At 43.4% G+C, this 17449-nt stretch carries 16 protein-coding genes; 2 read left to right on the forward strand and 14 right to left on the reverse strand.

The window, feature by feature from the left end; all coding sequences use genetic code 11:
• Positions 1-8: 8 nt before the first annotated feature.
• The 11 genes from CWC29_RS10815 to murJ form a co-directional block, all read right to left on the reverse strand.
• Complete coding sequence (locus tag CWC29_RS10815) at positions 9-470, reverse strand: pilus assembly protein PilX (protein WP_128726867.1); 462 nt, start codon at positions 468-470, stop codon at positions 9-11.
• Positions 458-1465, reverse strand: coding sequence for a PilW family protein (locus tag CWC29_RS10820; RefSeq protein ID WP_128726868.1), 1008 nt, complete (start codon positions 1463-1465; stop codon positions 458-460). The genes CWC29_RS10815 and CWC29_RS10820 overlap by 13 nt, the downstream gene beginning before the upstream one ends.
• Positions 1462-2019: a type IV pilus modification protein PilV gene (gene pilV, locus CWC29_RS10825; protein ID WP_128726869.1), complete on the reverse strand. Its 558-nt coding sequence runs from the start codon at positions 2017-2019 to the stop codon at positions 1462-1464. Before pilV ends, CWC29_RS10820 begins: the two co-directional genes overlap by 4 nt.
• Before the next feature lie 117 nt (positions 2020-2136).
• The gene (locus CWC29_RS10830; protein WP_128726870.1) at positions 2137-2823 is read right to left on the reverse strand and encodes a LytR/AlgR family response regulator transcription factor; all 687 of its coding nucleotides are present in this window, start codon (positions 2821-2823) and stop codon (positions 2137-2139) included.
• Entirely contained in the window at positions 2820-3824 is a 1005-nt protein-coding gene (locus tag CWC29_RS10835) for a sensor histidine kinase (protein ID WP_138523801.1), read from the reverse strand. The genes CWC29_RS10830 and CWC29_RS10835 overlap by 4 nt, the downstream gene beginning before the upstream one ends.
• Before the next feature lie 13 nt (positions 3825-3837).
• Entirely contained in the window at positions 3838-4767 is a 930-nt protein-coding gene (gene ispH / locus CWC29_RS10840) for a 4-hydroxy-3-methylbut-2-enyl diphosphate reductase (RefSeq protein ID WP_128726872.1), read from the reverse strand.
• Positions 4767-5207, reverse strand: a complete 441-nt coding sequence (gene fkpB, locus CWC29_RS10845; protein WP_128726873.1) for an FKBP-type peptidyl-prolyl cis-trans isomerase — start codon at positions 5205-5207, stop codon at positions 4767-4769. The genes ispH and fkpB overlap by 1 nt, the downstream gene beginning before the upstream one ends.
• A complete protein-coding gene (lspA, locus tag CWC29_RS10850; RefSeq protein ID WP_039496949.1) occupies positions 5204-5707 on the reverse strand; it encodes a signal peptidase II in 504 nt (167 codons plus the stop codon). The genes fkpB and lspA overlap by 4 nt, the downstream gene beginning before the upstream one ends.
• A gap of 9 nt (positions 5708-5716) precedes the next feature.
• Positions 5717-8545: an isoleucine--tRNA ligase gene (gene ileS, locus CWC29_RS10855; protein WP_138523799.1), complete on the reverse strand. Its 2829-nt coding sequence runs from the start codon at positions 8543-8545 to the stop codon at positions 5717-5719.
• Between the two features lie 21 nt (positions 8546-8566).
• On the reverse strand, positions 8567-9493 hold the full coding sequence (gene ribF / locus CWC29_RS10860) for a bifunctional riboflavin kinase/FAD synthetase (protein WP_128726875.1): 927 nt from the start codon (positions 9491-9493) through the stop codon (positions 8567-8569).
• 67 nt (positions 9494-9560) lie between these two features.
• Positions 9561-11123: a murein biosynthesis integral membrane protein MurJ gene (gene murJ, locus CWC29_RS10865; protein WP_138523797.1), complete on the reverse strand. Its 1563-nt coding sequence runs from the start codon at positions 11121-11123 to the stop codon at positions 9561-9563.
• A gap of 429 nt (positions 11124-11552) precedes the next feature.
• Here murJ and rpsT point away from each other — a divergent pair, with 429 nt between their 5' ends.
• Positions 11553-11813 carry a 30S ribosomal protein S20 gene (rpsT, locus tag CWC29_RS10870; RefSeq protein ID WP_010370978.1) on the forward strand — a complete coding sequence of 87 codons (261 nt, stop codon included), beginning with the start codon at positions 11553-11555 and terminating at the stop codon, positions 11811-11813.
• A 93-nt stretch (positions 11814-11906) separates the two neighbouring features.
• Here rpsT and CWC29_RS10875 read toward each other — a convergent pair whose 3' ends face one another.
• Entirely contained in the window at positions 11907-12290 is a 384-nt protein-coding gene (locus CWC29_RS10875; protein WP_128726877.1) for a response regulator, read from the reverse strand.
• 92 nt (positions 12291-12382) lie between these two features.
• Here CWC29_RS10875 and CWC29_RS10880 point away from each other — a divergent pair, with 92 nt between their 5' ends.
• Positions 12383-12853 carry a hypothetical protein gene (locus CWC29_RS10880; protein ID WP_128726878.1) on the forward strand — a complete coding sequence of 157 codons (471 nt, stop codon included), beginning with the start codon at positions 12383-12385 and terminating at the stop codon, positions 12851-12853.
• A 119-nt stretch (positions 12854-12972) separates the two neighbouring features.
• On the opposite strand, the gene CWC29_RS10885 is transcribed toward CWC29_RS10880, so the two are convergent.
• Positions 12973-16050 carry an error-prone DNA polymerase gene (locus tag CWC29_RS10885; RefSeq protein WP_138523795.1) on the reverse strand — a complete coding sequence of 1026 codons (3078 nt, stop codon included), beginning with the start codon at positions 16048-16050 and terminating at the stop codon, positions 12973-12975.
• Positions 16050-17447 (reverse strand): Y-family DNA polymerase, encoded by a 1398-nt coding sequence (locus CWC29_RS10890; RefSeq protein ID WP_128726880.1) that lies wholly within the window; start codon positions 17445-17447, stop codon positions 16050-16052. Before CWC29_RS10890 ends, CWC29_RS10885 begins: the two co-directional genes overlap by 1 nt.
• Positions 17448-17449: the final 2 nt, after the last annotated feature.

A 17449-nucleotide genomic window follows, 5' to 3' on the forward strand; every position in this document is an offset into this window, starting at 1 on the left:
AAAGGCTGTTAATTCGAAACGCTCACAATTTCCTGACCAATACCCATCACAATGGTGACGTTATGACGTCCTCTATCGCCATACCCCACAGTAGCTCGGACTTCGGTCATGTTGCAAACGAACCCTTCGGTATAGTCATATTGACGAGGACAAAACAACTCTAACTCTCCATTATTTAGGTTGGTTACAGTGGCTTGTAAGCCATTCGGCGTTTGAACGGTTGTCCCATCGTTAGCTAGCTGCTGTCGTGAGCGTAAAAATACACTATTAGCGGCTCGCTGCTCTTGTCTTATTAGTCTTTGCATTTCACCAAACAGTAAACTCTCAGCTTCTTCTCGTTCCATCACCGCATGTGTCATTTTAATATCCAATGTGCTGGTGCTCATCAATGTCACTGCAACTGCCATTATTGCAACTACCATGACCATCGCCATGATCAGTACCACACCTCGTTGTTTTACATTTCCCATGCCGAGCCTCCCATGTTGTACATTGATATTGTGGTTGAAAATACAGTACGTCTGATAGCGTCGTTATAAGTAACCGTTCTCCTATTAGGGTCATTCCCTAATACATACGATCGCGACTGCACCCCAAAATCAACATCTGGTTCCAATACTCTTACCAATACGAACAACTGTAGAGATAATATGCCTCTTGTGGCACCCCAATCAGCATCAGACATAGTTGCTGTATTTCTATACCTATCAACACGACCATCAAAATTGGTGTCTAAGCCAAAAATAAAACGAATTTGTTCAACGCCTTCGATCACCAGCTCGTCTGTCATACCACCATTAACATGTAACCTTTGCCTTCTTAGGACTGGGATAGTAATAGTGCGATTATTAATGACTTGTTGCTCTTCACTTACATAATATACATGGTGACTATATGGCCAAAGTGTTGCATTAACACTTGGCATATTCCCGACATTACCCCCCGCGATAAATTCAGCTTGCTCTTGCTGTGCAATAAAATAATACCTGGTTGATTGGATAGCACCTGCATCTGGCACAAGACCCGTTACATCTACAGGACTCCCTTCTAAAAATTTTACCTGTAAAACTTCTGACTCTGGTTTCGCTCTGGTAATACATCCAAGTGCTGTCGAATTAGTAGTGAAGGTTGCCCAAATTGGACGAAAGTTTGCGGGTTGGTTATTGGGAAAACTTCCATTGTTAATTCCTCCTGAACAATCATTGCCAGGGTTTGCAGGCGCGACTTGATTATTAGGGGAAAACGCTTTTTCATAAAAAGTCCCCCAAAAGCCGACTTGCTCAATATCACGGCGCATTATTGATAGAGCCAGGCGACCCTTCTCTTGTAATTCTCCAATTTGCATCGTGTCATTGGTGGTCGCCTTCATACCTACGTATGTTGCTATAACACCGCCCAGTAACAATACGCCAATAAACATAGCGATCATTATTTCTAATAAAGTAAACCCTAACACCCTCTTCATGGCTCACTCCTAATTAAGACAAACGTATCCATAACTACTGCTCTACGCCTATCATCAACCGTGCCACAACTTCCTGCGGGATTATTCGCAAGGGCTGTCATGGCTTGACGACCTCGCCAAGTGACGATGACCTGTACATTTACCCCTGATGTATCACCGGCAACTTGAGTAGGGTTAATACAAACAACCGCGTTATCCAGCGAACCTGTATTCTCCCTTGCTCTTATAGCTTGGCGCCAATTAGCAATATCTGTTCTCGCAAGCGTTGCGGCATTGCAGCGCTGAGAATAACACGTGGTGTTTTCTTGGACGTCTTCTGTGCTATTAAAGTTGATGTTGTAGAGTGTAGCTATATTTGCCGCATCATTTGTTCTTATTCTGTGCATGATGTCGCTGGCAAGTTCGACCGCCGCGGCTCGCTGCATTGAATCAAAACTTGCTTGTTTAGCTTTTGCTTGTAATGCCACAGCACCAAGCAACCCAAAGCTCAAAATCATAAACGCAATAAGCACTTCTAACAATGTGAAGCCCTGTTGCTTTAGCGAAATATGCATATCTCAACCAAAATTCAATTATCCTAGCTTCAGTTTAAGCAGTCGTCTTTGAAACTCAATACGAGATAGTATGAAAGGTCTTTTGAGGCGATAAGCGGTTTATTCACCGCTTAACACTCAAAACAATGTTTTTAGTTGGGTGTAAGCTCTACGGCTAACTTCATAGCGATTGGGGAGTGACTCGAGGCACACATAGTGTTTTTGTTCATGCAACTCTAACGCGGAGATTTCCGTTCGTTTAACTAATGTGCGGCGATGGATTTGAATAAAATGTGTCGGGAACTTATCTAACAGTGACTTGAGTGACATGTCAATGAGTGCTTGTAGGCCAGAATTCAATGTTACTCGCGTATACTTTTCATCCGCCTCGGCAACAATCACATCCGAAACCTGAACGTGACGCAACTCACTGCCAACGTAATAGCTGAGCGTCTCCATACTCGGAAAGATAGTAGTCAATAAAGCATCTAGCTTATCACTATCTAGTGGCTTCACTAGATAACCATTAGCGTGCAGTTCAAATGCTTCTAACGCATATTCCGGGTGCGCCGTTAGAAACACGATTTTCATCCTCGGAAATTGCAAGCGTAATTGGCTCGCGAGTTCAACACCTGACTGACCCGGCATTGAAATATCAAGAAAAATAAGCTGCACAGGCTCCTGTTTTAATAGCGCTTCCACACTATCTGCGCAATCAGCTTCACCGATACAGCGAAAGCCTCTATGCTTTTGCATTAGCCGTTTAACGCGCGCTCTTGCCAACGGCTCATCGTCCACAATAAGATAAGATATTAATGTCTTCATAGCGGTAGCGAAAAACTGACGGTATAGCTATCTTGACTGGCTTCAGTTTTAAAATCAATGGATTGATTGTAGTGTAAAGCCAAGCGGCGCCTGATATTACTTATCCCAATGCCATGCCCTTGGTGCGTCGGCTTTAATTTAGCGTCATAGCTGTTAAAAATTACCACCGTTAAGGTGCGTTGACTACGGTGAATATGAATACGAATATCTGCTCCGTTTGGATTTGGCTCTACTCCGTGGCTAACCGCGTTCTCCACCAATGGCTGTAATATCAACGCAGGGATCAAAACATTTCCCAAGACATTGTCTAACTCCCATTCTACCCTCAAACGCTCTGCGAAGCGCCACTTCTCAAGTGCTAAATATGCTTTACATAAAGATATTTCACTTTCCAGCGGAACAGTATTTTGTGTAGACATCGCAGCGCGTGATAAATCGGCAAGGGCTAATGCTGATTTTTCTGCTGCATTTGCATCAATATGAGCCAATTCGGCCACAGTATTGAGTGAGTTATATAAAAAGTGCGGCCGAATTCTCGCACGTAACGCTTCAAGTTCCGCTTGGGATAGCGCTTTCACCTTACGAATATTATCGGTAAAAATAGCTAAAAAATGTGCAAAGAGAGTGATAATACAAAGGCATATTGCGATATTACGCCACAAATTCAATTCAACTTTTGCCTCATCAACCCAACCCAATAGTGCAAAACCATAGGGAACAGCCGTGCTCGTTACGCCAGTGCAAAACACAAAGACTAAGATGAGAATTCCAGCTTCTACGAGATCCGAACGCTTTTCAACAGCGTGGCGAACAATCACTATGACGGCTAGTGATAAAAAGGCAGTGAAATGAATGAATAAGCTAGTTAACCCGAGAGATTGCCAAAACGCTGTCGCGGAAATCAGCGTATATAAAAAGGCTAGGATTTGCGAGGCAACCAGCAATGCTAGCACACCTCGCTCACTCAATAGTGCAGACAACAACCTGATACGCGGTGTCATCGTGCTAACTCTCTTATCTGAGTTCTACTGGTACGGCAAACACGACATTTTCTTCTTGTCCAGGGTTCTCAACTACCGTTTCCCCACCAAGTTCTTTAAGCCGTGAGATAACCTGCTGAACCAGCACTTCAGGTGCTGATGCGCCCGCAGTTACACCAACCTTTGCAACCTCATCGAACCAAGCTTCTTCGATGGAAGAGGCATCATCGATGAGAAATGCCTTAGTTCCCATTTTATCCGCAAGTTCTCTTAAGCGGTTAGAATTAGAACTATTTTTAGCACCAACTACGAGCAGTAGTTCCACTTTATCCGCTAAGTCACGAACCGCATCTTGACGGTTTTGCGTAGCATAACAGATATCATCTTTTCGTGGACCGCTAATATTTGGGAACTTATTGCGCAGCGCATCAATTACATCCGCAGTGTCATCTACCGATAACGTTGTTTGACTGCAATAGAATACATTGTCTGCATTTTTAACTTCGAGTGTCACTACATCCTCGGGCTTTTCAACTAAGTAAATACCACCGTTCGGATTGTCATACTGACCCATGGTACCCTCAACCTCTGGATGACCGTGGTGCCCGATTAAAATACATTCAGTGCCTCTGCGACTAGCACGCGTCACTTCCATATGTACTTTTGTTACTAATGGACAGGTTGCATCGAAAACCTTCAATTCCCGACGCTTTGCTTCATTACGTACTTGCTGAGAAACACCATGTGCACTGAAAATAACAATGCTGTCGTCTGGTACTTCATTTAGCTCTTCAACGAACACCGCACCACGAGATTTCAAACCATCAACAACATATTTGTTATGAACCACTTCGTGACGAACATAAATAGGCGCCTCAAAAATATCGAGTGCACGCTCAACAATACTAATCGCTCTATCTACGCCTGCACAGAATCCTCTCGGGTTTGCCAGCAAGATTTCCATTAGTTATTTACCTCAAGAATTTCCACTTCAAATGTTATTTTTTGACCCGCAAGTGGGTGGTTGAAATCAACCGTTACCGAATCACCGGCCACCTCTCGTATCAATCCAGGCAAGTCAGTACCATCAGGTTGCGTAAATGCAATAATGCTGCCCACTTGAGCGGGGGTTTCTGCGCCAAACTTGCTTCTATCAACATAGTAAATGTTGTCAGGATTTGGTTGTCCGAACGCGTCTTCTGGCTCTAGCTCAAAAGATTTCTCATCGCCTGCTTTTAACCCAAGCAAACACTTTTCAAAATTTTCCGTCAGGCTGCCATCACCCATGAATAGCTTTGCGGGTTTATTATGAACCTTGGTGGAATCTGCTGCTGAACCGTCTGATAACTTGATTGAAAAGTGGAACAATACTTCAGATTTTGCTCCAATTAGTTGCTCACTCACGCATTTTTCTCCTGTGGTTTATCGCCACTGGTAAAGGCATCAAAAATTAATAGTGCAGCACCGCCAACAATCGCCATATCTGCAACATTAAAGGCTGGATAATGCCAATCCTGATAATAAAAATGTAGAAAATCAATAACATAACCATGAATGATACGGTCATATAAATTCCCTACGGCGCCACCTAGTACCATCGCATAGGCTAATCCTAGTTTCCAATTAGATGCTGGCAATTTACGTAACCAGAAGATCAGCAAAGTACTAATCGCCACGGCAATACCACTTAAAAAGTACCGTTGCCAACCGCCCGCTTCACTTAAAAAGCTAAACGCTGCACCATAGTTATGCATGTAAGTAAGGTTGAATATTGGCAAAATATCAATGGATTCGTAGAGTTCCATTTCAGCCATAACCAGTGCTTTGGTGAAGTAGTCTACTGCAAAAAGCAGTAGACTAAGCCACAACCACACCAGACCACTTTTCTGTGTAGTTTGTGTCACGTTTTACTCCTAGGCAAATTGACGCTGTTCGCCATCACCTTCAACGTTACTAATACAACGGCCACAGATGTCTGGGTGTTGCTCGTCTGTACCTACGTCGTCGGTATAATGCCAACAACGATCACACTTCTTAGCTGATGTTGCCGCTACACTAATAAACAAACCATCAATTTCTGATGAGATTGCATTTTCTGGCTTGCTGTTTACCACTTCTACAGTTGCTTTCGAAGTCAGTAAAACAAAGCGTAATTCGTCACCAATAGCACTGAGTTGCTCAGCTAAGTCACTGCCTGTGTATAGCGTTACTTCTGCCTGTAGCGTTGCACCGATCACTTCTTCTTTACGTGCATTCTCTAGTACACGGTTCACTTCATCACGTACCGCAAGTAAGTTCTGCCAGTAAGCATTATTCAACGAGCCTTCTGTCGCCCCTTCAATTGCATCATACCAAGTGTCCGTGAATACAAACTGGCCGCGCTCACCTGGTAATACTTCCCAGATTTCTTGTGCAGTAAAGCTCATAATTGGCGCCATCCAACGCGTCATAGCTTCGGCGATATGATAAAGCGCAGATTGGCAAGAACGACGCGCATGGCTATCACTTTTCGCGGTGTACTGGCGGTCTTTAATCACGTCTAGATAGAACGAGCCCAATTCACCTGTACAGAAATTCATGAGCTTTTGTGTTACTTGAAGCATTTGATACTTATCGTACGCTGTTTTGATCTCAGTTTGTAGCTGTGCGGCACGCGCTACAATCCAGCGATCTAGCTCAACCATATCTTCAATTGCTACTAAATCCGTTTTTGGATCAAAGCCACTTAGGTTCGCAAGTAGGTAACGACTTGTGTTACGAATACGACGATAACGGTCTGCTGAACGCTTAAAGATTTCATCAGACACGGTCATTTCGGCCGTATAATCAGTGGAAGCTACCCATAAGCGTAAAATATCTGCACCTAGCTTGTTCATGATGTCTTGCGGCGAGATCACGTTACCTAATGACTTAGACATCTTGTGGCCTTTTTCATCGACCGTGAAGCCGTGCGTTAACACTTGCTTATAAGGCGCGTGACCATTGATAGCAACTGAAGTCATCATTGACGACATAAACCAACCACGGTGCTGATCCGAGCCTTCAAGGTAAAGATCTGCAGGGCCTGTTAATTCTTCGCGTGCATCAACAACACACGCATGCGTTACGCCTGAGTCAAACCATACGTCTAACGTATCTCGTACTTTTACGTATTGTTGAGCATCTGCTTCACTTAGTAGCGCGCTTGGCTCTAAGTCGTACCATGCTTGAATACCCTTTTCTTCCACTAATTTAGCAACGGCTTCAATTAAGGCTTCCGTTTCAGGGTGCAAGCTACCTGTGTCTTTATCGACAAATAATGCGATTGGTACACCCCAAGTTCGCTGGCGTGAAATACACCAGTCAGGGCGACCTTCAACCATGTTTGCAATGCGGCTTTCACCCCACTCTGGTAACCATTCAGTCTTTTTGATCTCATTTAGTGAATCAGCACGAAGGTTAGCCTGATCCATGCTGACGAACCATTGCGGCGTCGCACGGAAAATAATCGGAGTTTTGTGACGCCAGCAATGTGGATAACTATGCGTTAGTGCCTTATGGCGGAATAACACGCCTTTCTCAGTTAATAACTCAATGATGCTATCATTTGCTTTAAATACGTGTTGGCCTGCAAAAATCGGCGTATCAGGTAGATAAACGCCATTTGCACCAACAGGGTTCGCAACCTCTAGACCGTAAGCCTGACCTGCGGTAAAGTCTTCTTGACCGTGACCAGGTGCTGTATGAACGATACCAGTACCTGAGTCCGTTGTTACGTGTTCACCTAAGATAACAGGCACATCGAAATCTAAGAATGGGTGTGCAACGCGCAGATTCTCAAGCGCAGCGCCTTTCGCGTAACCTAATACGTGGAAGTGCTTGAATCCAAAACGATCAACAGCGTCTTTGACTAATTCAGAACCAAGCACAATACGCTGTTCTTGACCTTCATCTTCGATTTGTACCAGCGCATACTCTAGTGCACCATGTACTGCCACAGCGCGGTTTGCAGGTAGTGTCCAAGGTGTTGTAGTCCAAATTGCGGTACTTACTTCGCCTTTTCCTTCATGGCCTTCTGCCAAACCAAATGCACTTATGATTGCCGCTTGATCAGCAAACACAAATTTTACGTCAATTGCTGGTGATTGTTTGTCTTGATATTCAACTTCTGCTTCTGCAAGCGCTGAACCACAATCCGTACACCAGTGAACTGGCTTTGCACCTTTGTGCAGGTGACCATTTTTGATAATACGGCCAAGCACACGAATAGCATTGGCTTCAAAATCAAAGTTCATGGTTAGGTAAGGCTTATCCCAGTCACCTAACACACCAAGGCGTTTGAAATCTGTTTTTTGGCCATCAACTTGCTTTTTAGCGTAGTCGCGACACTTTTCACGGAATTCAGCAGCCGATACTTTCTTACCTGGTTTGCCTACTTTCTTTTCTACCTGTAGCTCAATTGGAAGACCATGACAGTCCCAACCAGGTACGTAAGGCGCATCAAAATCAGAAAGCGTTTTTGACTTGATAATAATATCTTTTAGGATTTTGTTTACTGAGTGACCTAGGTGAATATCACCATTTGCATACGGAGGACCGTCATGCAAAATAAATGGCTTTTTACCTTTTTTCGCAATGCGAATTTGACCGTATAGGTCTTCTTCATACCATTTTTTCAGCATCTTTGGTTCGCGTTGCGCCAAATTACCACGCATCGGAAACTCAGTTTCCGGTAGATTTAAAGTATGTTTGTAGTCGCTCATTTATCCTACTTTCCGTATCGGCTACGTTAAAGAAAAACACTGTTTTGCATTGCTAACATCACGACTGATTTGTTCTGTTAACTGCGACAATGTTTCGAATTTTTGCTCATCGCGAAGCTTTTTAATTAGCTCCACTTTCATAAACTGACCGTAGATGGTCTCATTAAAATTAAACAGATGCACCTCTAAAAGGGCTTTCGTTCCGTTTAGCGTTGGCTTAGTGCCAACATTCGCTACGCCATAATGTGTTTTGTGATTCACAGTCGCTTTGACCGCATACACACCGCGCACAGGGCTCACTTGGCGCTTTAACGCGATATTTGCAGTGTGGAAACCAAGCTCTCTGCCTTTCTTCCAACCGTGAATAACACGGCCTGAAATGGCATAAGTATGGCCCAACATATCATGTGCTTGACGCAAATCACCAGCCGCCAGCGCCGTGCGGATCAACGTGCTACTCACACGACAATCTTGCTTGCGAAAACTTGCCGTGTCTTTTACTTGCATACCTAGCGGTTCGCCTACTTGCTTTAGCATTGCAAAATCACCAGCACGTTCACGACCAAAACGAAAGTCATCGCCGACCGTGAGCGCCTTGGTTCCAAGCTTTGCCACTAGGACTTCTTTGATAAATTGTTCTGCATCTTGCGAGGCAAATTTGCGATTAAAGTTGACGCAAATGACTCGCTCTATACCAAGCTCTTGTAACAGGACTAGTTTATCACGTAATCTCGTCAGCCTAGCCGGTGCTTTATCTTTGGCAAAAAACTCCAAGGGCTGCGGCTCAAATAACATCACTGTACTTGGAAGTTGATAGTGTTTTGCGTCGCTAATCAGCCCCTTCAAAACCTCTACATGTCCAAGATGAACCCCGTCAAAGTTTCCAATCGTCAACACACAACCAAAATGATGTGGTCGAATATTATGGATCCCTCGGATTAGTTGCATAGTGCCGTGCCTTTGTGCAGCAAATATCAAAGAGCCCGATTATACCCAAGTTGCTTAAAAATGCGAATCAAGCATCTCGGATTGTGCTCAATCTTACCCCTAGTATAAATAGTAAACTAAAATAGCTCACCATTGCGGCCGCCAATAATCCGCAAAGTAATAGTACCTGCTCCATTAGTCCCCACTCTAGCCATTCAAAGCGGGCACCGAGAAAGTATACGCATACAGCCATCACGACCGCTGAAACAAAGCATTTGGCAGTAAAACCAAGAGAAAATGCGCTTAGCTGATACACACCTTGATGTGACAGCTGACGATAAAGTAAAAACGCATTACAAGACGCTGATAATGAAGTTGCCAATGCAAGGCCTAGATAACCAATAAAAGGCGCTAAGATAAGATTGAAAACCATGTTGAGTGCCATGGTAATAATACCAATACGAACAGGCGTTTTGGTATCTTGTCTAGCGTAAAAGCCCGGTGCCAGTACTTTAATCAACATAAAGCTTAGTAAGCCAACGGAATATGCGGCTACTCCTAAACTTACCTTATTTATATTGTCTGCATTTTGAGAAACAAACTCACCATGGCCAAATAATACTGAAATGATAAGTGGGCTTGTCACCATCAGTCCTAGCATTGCAGGTAACCCCAAAAAGATGACAAAACGGACACCCCAATCTAGTGTTTTCTGAAAGTCTTCACTTTTTTCTCCTGCGTGTAGTTTAGAAAGTGCAGGCAGTATCACGGTCGCAATACCAATTCCAAATAGACCGAGTGGAAATTCAATTAATCTGTCTGAATAATAAAGCCAAGCAATCGATCCCGTCACGAGAAAAGAGGCAATGACGGTGTCCAGTAGTAAGTTAATTTGGCTAACAGAAACACCAAATAATGCTGGGATCATCAAGGTTCTGACTTTGGTTACTTCAGGGCTACGCCAGGCAAAGCGGGGGCGACTTAGCACCTTTAAACGCAGTAAAAACGGTATTTGGAATAGTAGTTGAACCATTCCCCCAATAAATACCCCTAACGCCAATGCATATGCACCCTGCTCAAATTTATCATGAAGGAAAATAGCGCAAAGAATAATCGCAACGTTCAATAATACAGGAGTAAAAGCTGCGGCAGCAAAACGATTATAAACATTTAGTACAGCGCCACTTAGAGCCACTAGAGAAACAAAGAATAAATAGGGAAAGGTGAGTTTTAATAGTGCACTGGCAAGCACAAACTTTTCGGCATCTGCACCACCTTGCCACCAGTCTATGAACCAACTTGTACCGAATAACGCCGCAATGACAGGCGAACCGACGACCCCCAAAATGGTGATGATAAAGAGCACTGTACCAAGCGTGCCAGCGGCTTGTGCAACAAATAACCTTACTTTATCATCGCCATGCTTTTCTTTAATTTCTGAAAGAACAGGTACAAATGCCTGAGCAAACGCGCCTTCAGCAAATAGTCTACGTAAAAAATTAGGGATCCGGTTGGCGAATAAAAATACATCAGCAGCCAGTCCAGCGCCCAACAGATTTGCAACTACAGCATCTCGAATGAGGCCCAAAACCCGCGAAATCATAGTCATGGCACTGACAATCATACCCGATTTAAATAACCCTTTTGCCACCTTAACTCCTAAATTCAGTGAATCGCGGCAGATTATGCCACAGTCGTTGTGCATTTAGCACTAGGCGTGCCTTGTCAGCTTTGATACAATACGCGCCATTAACCTTGGTAGGCCTGTTTCACCTAGTGAAATTAGACTGTTTACTTTGGTTCAGACCTGAGATTTTCAAGGCACTTTGTGAAGCTACGCTTTTCAAATTATTAGTGCAACTTGGGATATTACGGGTTTACTTGCCTGCAATAAAAGTAAGAGCGTCGCATCGCAGCGTTATTTAATTTGTGCAGGTTAAGAATTGAGAATAGCCCAAGTCAAGCCTTGGGTGTTGAACATTAGGCCGCGCTTGTTAATTTATATTGACTTTTGCGATTAAAACAGGCATATTCCTCGGCCTTTAAATTAAGCTTATTTTAAGATTGTTAGGAGCAAACCTTGGCTAACATCAAGTCTGCAAAAAAACGCGCTATCACTAGCGAAAAGCGTCGTAAGCACAACGCAAGCCGTCGTTCAATGATGCGTACATACTTCAAAAAAGTAATCGCTGCAATTGAAGCTGGTGATAAAGAAGCTGCAACTCAAGCATTCGCTGTTGCTGCACCTATCCTAGACCGTTACGCAACTAAAGGTCTAATCCACAAAAACAAAGCTGCTCGTCATAAGAGCCGTTTAGTTGCTAAGATCAAAGCACTTTAATTTGTTGCTGGATTGAAAAAACCGACGTCAAGTCGGTTTTTTTATATCTGTAATTTATGCACCTTGGTATCAAAAAATAAAACCGTTGGTGTCTTATGCCAATTCTAAATCTGGGTAAAACTTTTTCAACATAGCCGCGATTTTCTTTGGTGAGAATGGCTTTACGACAAACCCTTTTGCACCACGCTCAATCGCATCTTTTACATTATCCACTGTGGAGTGAGCTGAAACCATAACGACATTAACACTCGGGTTAATTTCATTGAGTGTTGCGATCAACTCTTTACCGTCACCATCTGGCAGTTCAATATCCAAAAAGACAATGTCAAAATGCTGCTCTTCACATGACTTTACGCATTGTGTTGCTGTTGAGGCTTCTCGAACATGATCAATGCCCAAATGCATCAAGGTTTGATGTAAAAAGCTGCGAACTGTCCCTACATCATCAACGATTAAAATAGAGATACTTTGATCCATAGTCCTTTCCCGTAGGCTGTAATATAAAAATAGGCTATTATACTTAGCATAGAAGCATTATAGAGACCTGCAACTAAAAGGCTACTTAAAGCATGGCAAAACCATCAAAAAAACAATCGCTTTTAGGTCAAGTACAGTCCAATCAAAAAAAACGAACTAGTACAACTAAAAACCGCCGATCTTCACCGCAACAAATAGCGGCAATCAAAGCTCAACAAACCGCACAAGCGCAGCAAACACAAACCACTATAGATAATGATAAACCTAAGGGAAAGAGTAAGTGGATAACACTTGCAGTCGTTGGAATACTATTCATTGCCTTGCCAAAACCACAACTGATTACTTACGAGAAATTAGGTCTTGTGGCTAGTAGTGTATATTGGTCTGGCCTTCCTGGTATTGATCCTGTGCTATTTGACTCAAACTTACACCCAAAGCCTGCGCTTGAGCGTAATACATTATATCTATGCCACGATTTGAAAAACCCAGACTCGTGCCAAAAGTACCAAATAATCAAGCAAGAAGGTTTTATAGCAGCCATGATGAAGTTGCTCCAAGGCTAAAGTGAGGAAAAGCGACAAAAGCGCCTCTTTATTGGGGCTTTAGCTTTATAAGAATCTAGAGCGCATTTACGAAAACAACATTTCTCTGCTTTAAGCCACAAAAAATCACTAAAAAACAATTAATGAAAGGCTCGAGCTTTAACTGTCATCGTCTCTAAAAGTTCACTTCTATCGATTAGTCTACCAGCAATAACATGTACCACTTCCCCTTCCTTCTCGACTATACCTTTTACTTCTAATAACTGTGCGCCCATATAGGCTTGCTTCTGCGCTCGAGCAGTACCAGACCACACAATCACATTGATGTTGCCTGTTTCGTCTTCCAAAGTAAAAAAGGTCACGCCTTTTGCGGTACCCGGGGCTTGCTTTCCTGTCACCAGCCCTATCACTGTGACTAACGATTTATGCGGTCGATAAAGCAGTTGATTGGCCTTAACCGTTCGGTCTATAAGCTTTGCTTGCTCAAGTTGCTTGATTGGGTGAGTGCGTAAGGAAACTTTAGTGCTATTATAATCTTCCTGTAGGTTTTCAAACTCTGTGGCGTTAAAGTGGCTATATTGCGACTCTTTCTCTTCAATATCGCTGAATAGTGGCAATGCTTTACTTTGATCCGCAAGTGACCATCTAGCAGCATAACGGCTATCCACGAAGTGATGTAAAGCATCCGCAGAAATCAGCTTTTCAATAGTGCTATTGGTAATGCCAGCTTGCTGTAACTGCACGATATTAGCGAACCCCTCTTGAGGTCTGCACTGTAATAATTGTAGAGCTTCAGTTTCACTTAACCCTTTTATAAGCCTAAGCCCTAAACGGATCGCAAACGATGCTTGTCTTGGTATTTTTACGACTTGGTGCTCGTAATCGGACTGGTTAACACAAATAGGTAAAATACTAACCTCATGCCTTGATGCATCTTGCAACAGCTGTGAAGCCGAATAGAACCCCATTGGCAAGCTATTGAGTAACGCAGTATAAAACATTGCTGGGTAGTAGTATTTCAACCACGCAGAAGCATAAGCCAGCACAGCAAAAGAAGCGGAGTGGCTTTCAGGGAAACCATATTCACCAAAGCCGCAGATCTGCTCAAAAATCCGCTCAGCAAATTGTGCTTCATAGCCCCGGGCCAGCATACCTCGAATAAGCTTTTCTCTAAACTGCATCAGCTCTCCGGTTTTCTTCCATGATGCCATGGCTCGGCGCAGGCTATCAGCTTCTCCTCCAGTGAACCCAGCTGCAACCATAGCCAGTTTTATTACTTGTTCTTGGAAAATGGGAACCCCCATGGTCCTCTCTAATACCGATTTAACCGCTTCGGATGGATAAGTCACTTGCTCTTCACCATCCCGTCGCTTTAAAAATGGATGCACCATATCACCTTGAATAGGGCCGGGACGTACAATTGCTATTTGGATCACTAAGTCGTAGTAATTAGCGGGTTTCAGCCTTGGCAACATACTCATTTGTGCGCGAGACTCTACTTGAAACACGCCAACACTATCCCCTTTTTGCAACATCTTATAGACCAAAGGGTCGTCTTGCATACGAGTCAATTGGGCAAGATCTAGGTTTCGCTTGGTATGCGCTGCAATATAACCAAAGCACTTACGAATAGCGCTTAGCATACCCAAGGCCAAGATATCGACTTTGAGTAACTTAAGGGTTTCAAGGTCATCTTTATCCCATTGAATAATGGTGCGCTCTGGCATAGCTGCATTTTCTACGGGCACTAATTCATGTAATGGACTTTCTGAGATAACAAAACCACCAACATGCTGCGATAAATGCCTTGGAAACCCCATAATGTCATTAACCAACTGAATAAAGTGCTGACCTTTTAATGAGTTTGGCTCTAACCCTAGCTCCACTAATTGGGCCTGCCAGTTAAGCCCTTTATCACGGCGGTTGAGATGCTTAATAAAGTACTCTATTTGCGCCACTTCAATGCCCAAGGCTTTGCCAACATCACGCATGGCACTTTTTAAACGATACGTGATCACCGTTGCTGCTAATGCTGCGCGCTTACGACCATATTTTTTGTAGATATATTGGATCACCTCTTCACGACGTTGGTGTTCAAAATCTACATCTATATCGGGTGGCTCATTACGCTCTTTACTAATAAAACGCTCGAACAATACGCCCACTTGCCGAGGGTCAACTGCGGTTATCTCTAAGCAGTAGCAGACCACAGAGTTAGCGGCTGAACCTCGCCCTTGGTATAAGATTTGATGCTGTTTTGCATACATCACAATGTCATGAATAGTGATAAAGAAAAACGGATAATCAAGCGCTTCAATAAGCGCTAGCTCTTTATCAATAATGGCTTCTACATCTGGCGGCACGCCATCAGGAAAGCGAACTTGTTTACCCTTTTCAACCAACGCGCGTAAATAAGCCATTGGAGTAAAGCCTTTAGGCACTAACTCCTGAGGATATTGATAATGCAATGAGTCCAAATTAAATACACATCGCTTCGCGATATTGGCACTTTCTTCAAGAAAGGTAGGTGAAAACAACTTATTAAGCTTAGAGATAGATCTCAGTGCCGACTCGCTATTGCTTATCATTTTCTCAGGGATCTCGCTTATCACACGGTTTTGTCGAATAGCTGTCAGAGTATGCTGTAGCGCAAGTCTAGACGAGCAGTGCATAAGCACCCCACCAACAGCGCAAATAGGTATTTGGTACGCTTTTGACAGTTTTACACAATGGGTAAAGTAATGTATATCTTCTGCACTCAAGTTACGTCGGTAGCCAATCCATATTCTATTTTGGTGGTATTTACACAGCCATTGCAATGATTGAACATCTTGACTGTTCCCCTTTGGCAACCACAACAATAAAACATGCTTAAGCGACATAATATCCCACTCACTAAGCCGATATTGTCCCTTTTCCGTTCGCTGGCGAGCATTACTGATCACTCGACATAACTCTGTATAAGCGAGCTGGCAAGGACAAAGAGCGACCAATTCAATATTGTTGTACTTTAGTAAGTTCCCAACTATCAGTTTTATCTTGAGCTTATGATCACGAATATAAGCATGAGCACGGACAATGCCAGCCAAAGAGCATTCGTCAGTAATAGCTATGGCGCTATAACCTAAAAAATCTGCCTGTTTGACCAACTCTTCTGGTCGCGATGCGCCAGTCAAAAACGAAAAGTTGCTCTGGCAAAAAAGCTCGGCATAAGACATTAGCTAAATACTCCATGAATATACCAATGATTATTTTGCTCTCGAAATACCCATAACCGCTGCGCTTGTTCATTTTGTACAATAAAATAGTCTCGCTGGACCGGCTCACCGTCCCACCACCCCGAAGCGATGCGCTCTGGACCAGAAATAATATTGACTCTTTCACATAAAGGCTGTGGCTTCGGAAATAAAATGTTGGGCCTTAACTTACTATCTAGTGCCGTGAAACAGGGCTTATGGCTATAAGTGCTGGCCTTTTCAGGACGAGGATCGCCTGTAAGCTGTAAACCTTGCACTGCCTGCTCACCGAGCTTGGCACATAGAATAGCTCGCAGTCCTTGCGCTGACATCACACTTTGCTGCGTTGAGAAAAGATCTTTTATTGTGGCATGCTGCGTTTCTAAAGCATCAACTTTGAGTGAAACACTTTGTACGGGCGCATCTAAGGTTATGGATTCTAGCTTGAGGTTTAACAGGCGCTGCCAATTTGCCGCCTTATATTCAGGCTCTGCGCTGTTTAATGTGATCTCTAAAGCCTCTTTATCTCGAAGTGCTAAGGTAAAATAAAGCGTTCGAGTTACCAAGTTACGTTGCTGTAGGAATAGCGCTAAACGCGATAGCAAATGTTCGATTGGCTTTTCTAACCAAGCCATCACTTCGACTTCGTAAAGTAAAGGTGCAGTAAGTTCAAAGGTTTCCGCAGGTTGGAAATAGTTAAGGGTTTCCTTTAGTTTTCCAAACAAGCAGCCTACATAATGTACGAGTTCAGTATCAAAACGCTTAGCCAGCTCACTGAGTGCAAACTGCTCTAACTGCGCCACATTTTTAACTCCGGTGCGAGCAAGCAGCTCAATCACCCGGCTGTCTAGACTTGTACGTGTTAGTCCTATTTTCCTCAGGTAATGACGCTTTTGGCAAGGCGTTAGTACAAGCACATTGCAACGCTCTCGCGCCAAGAGCTTAGCCATTATTGTGGACTCACCCATGCCGTAATAATAACTCTTGCCAAGCTGCGCTAATTGTCCAGATATTACTTGCCAGTAACTTGGCAAATCATGATAGAGCGAAAGCATAGAATCGACTTTAAGCACAAGGCCATTAGGTTCATCGATTACAATATCTGCACTTACTTGATAAAGCATATTGGCAATTTCTAATAGCTGCTGTCTTTCTAGCAAGTCGTCGTAGGGCAAAACATGAAGCTGTGTACACAATGCACAAGCAGTCCCAAGGCCCATTCCTATTTTTATACCTCGCTGCTGCGCTGCATCATTTAACTGCACTATCTGGTTTTTGCGGCCATCAATAATAACAACGGGTGTAACAAAATCACCGGAAACCGTTTGCTTCGTCATTCCCTCTAGTTGCAGCATAGGAAAATAGAGATATAACCACATAA

The organism is Pseudoalteromonas galatheae (assembly GCF_005886105.2).
Lineage (GTDB): Bacteria > Pseudomonadota > Gammaproteobacteria > Enterobacterales > Alteromonadaceae > Pseudoalteromonas > Pseudoalteromonas galatheae.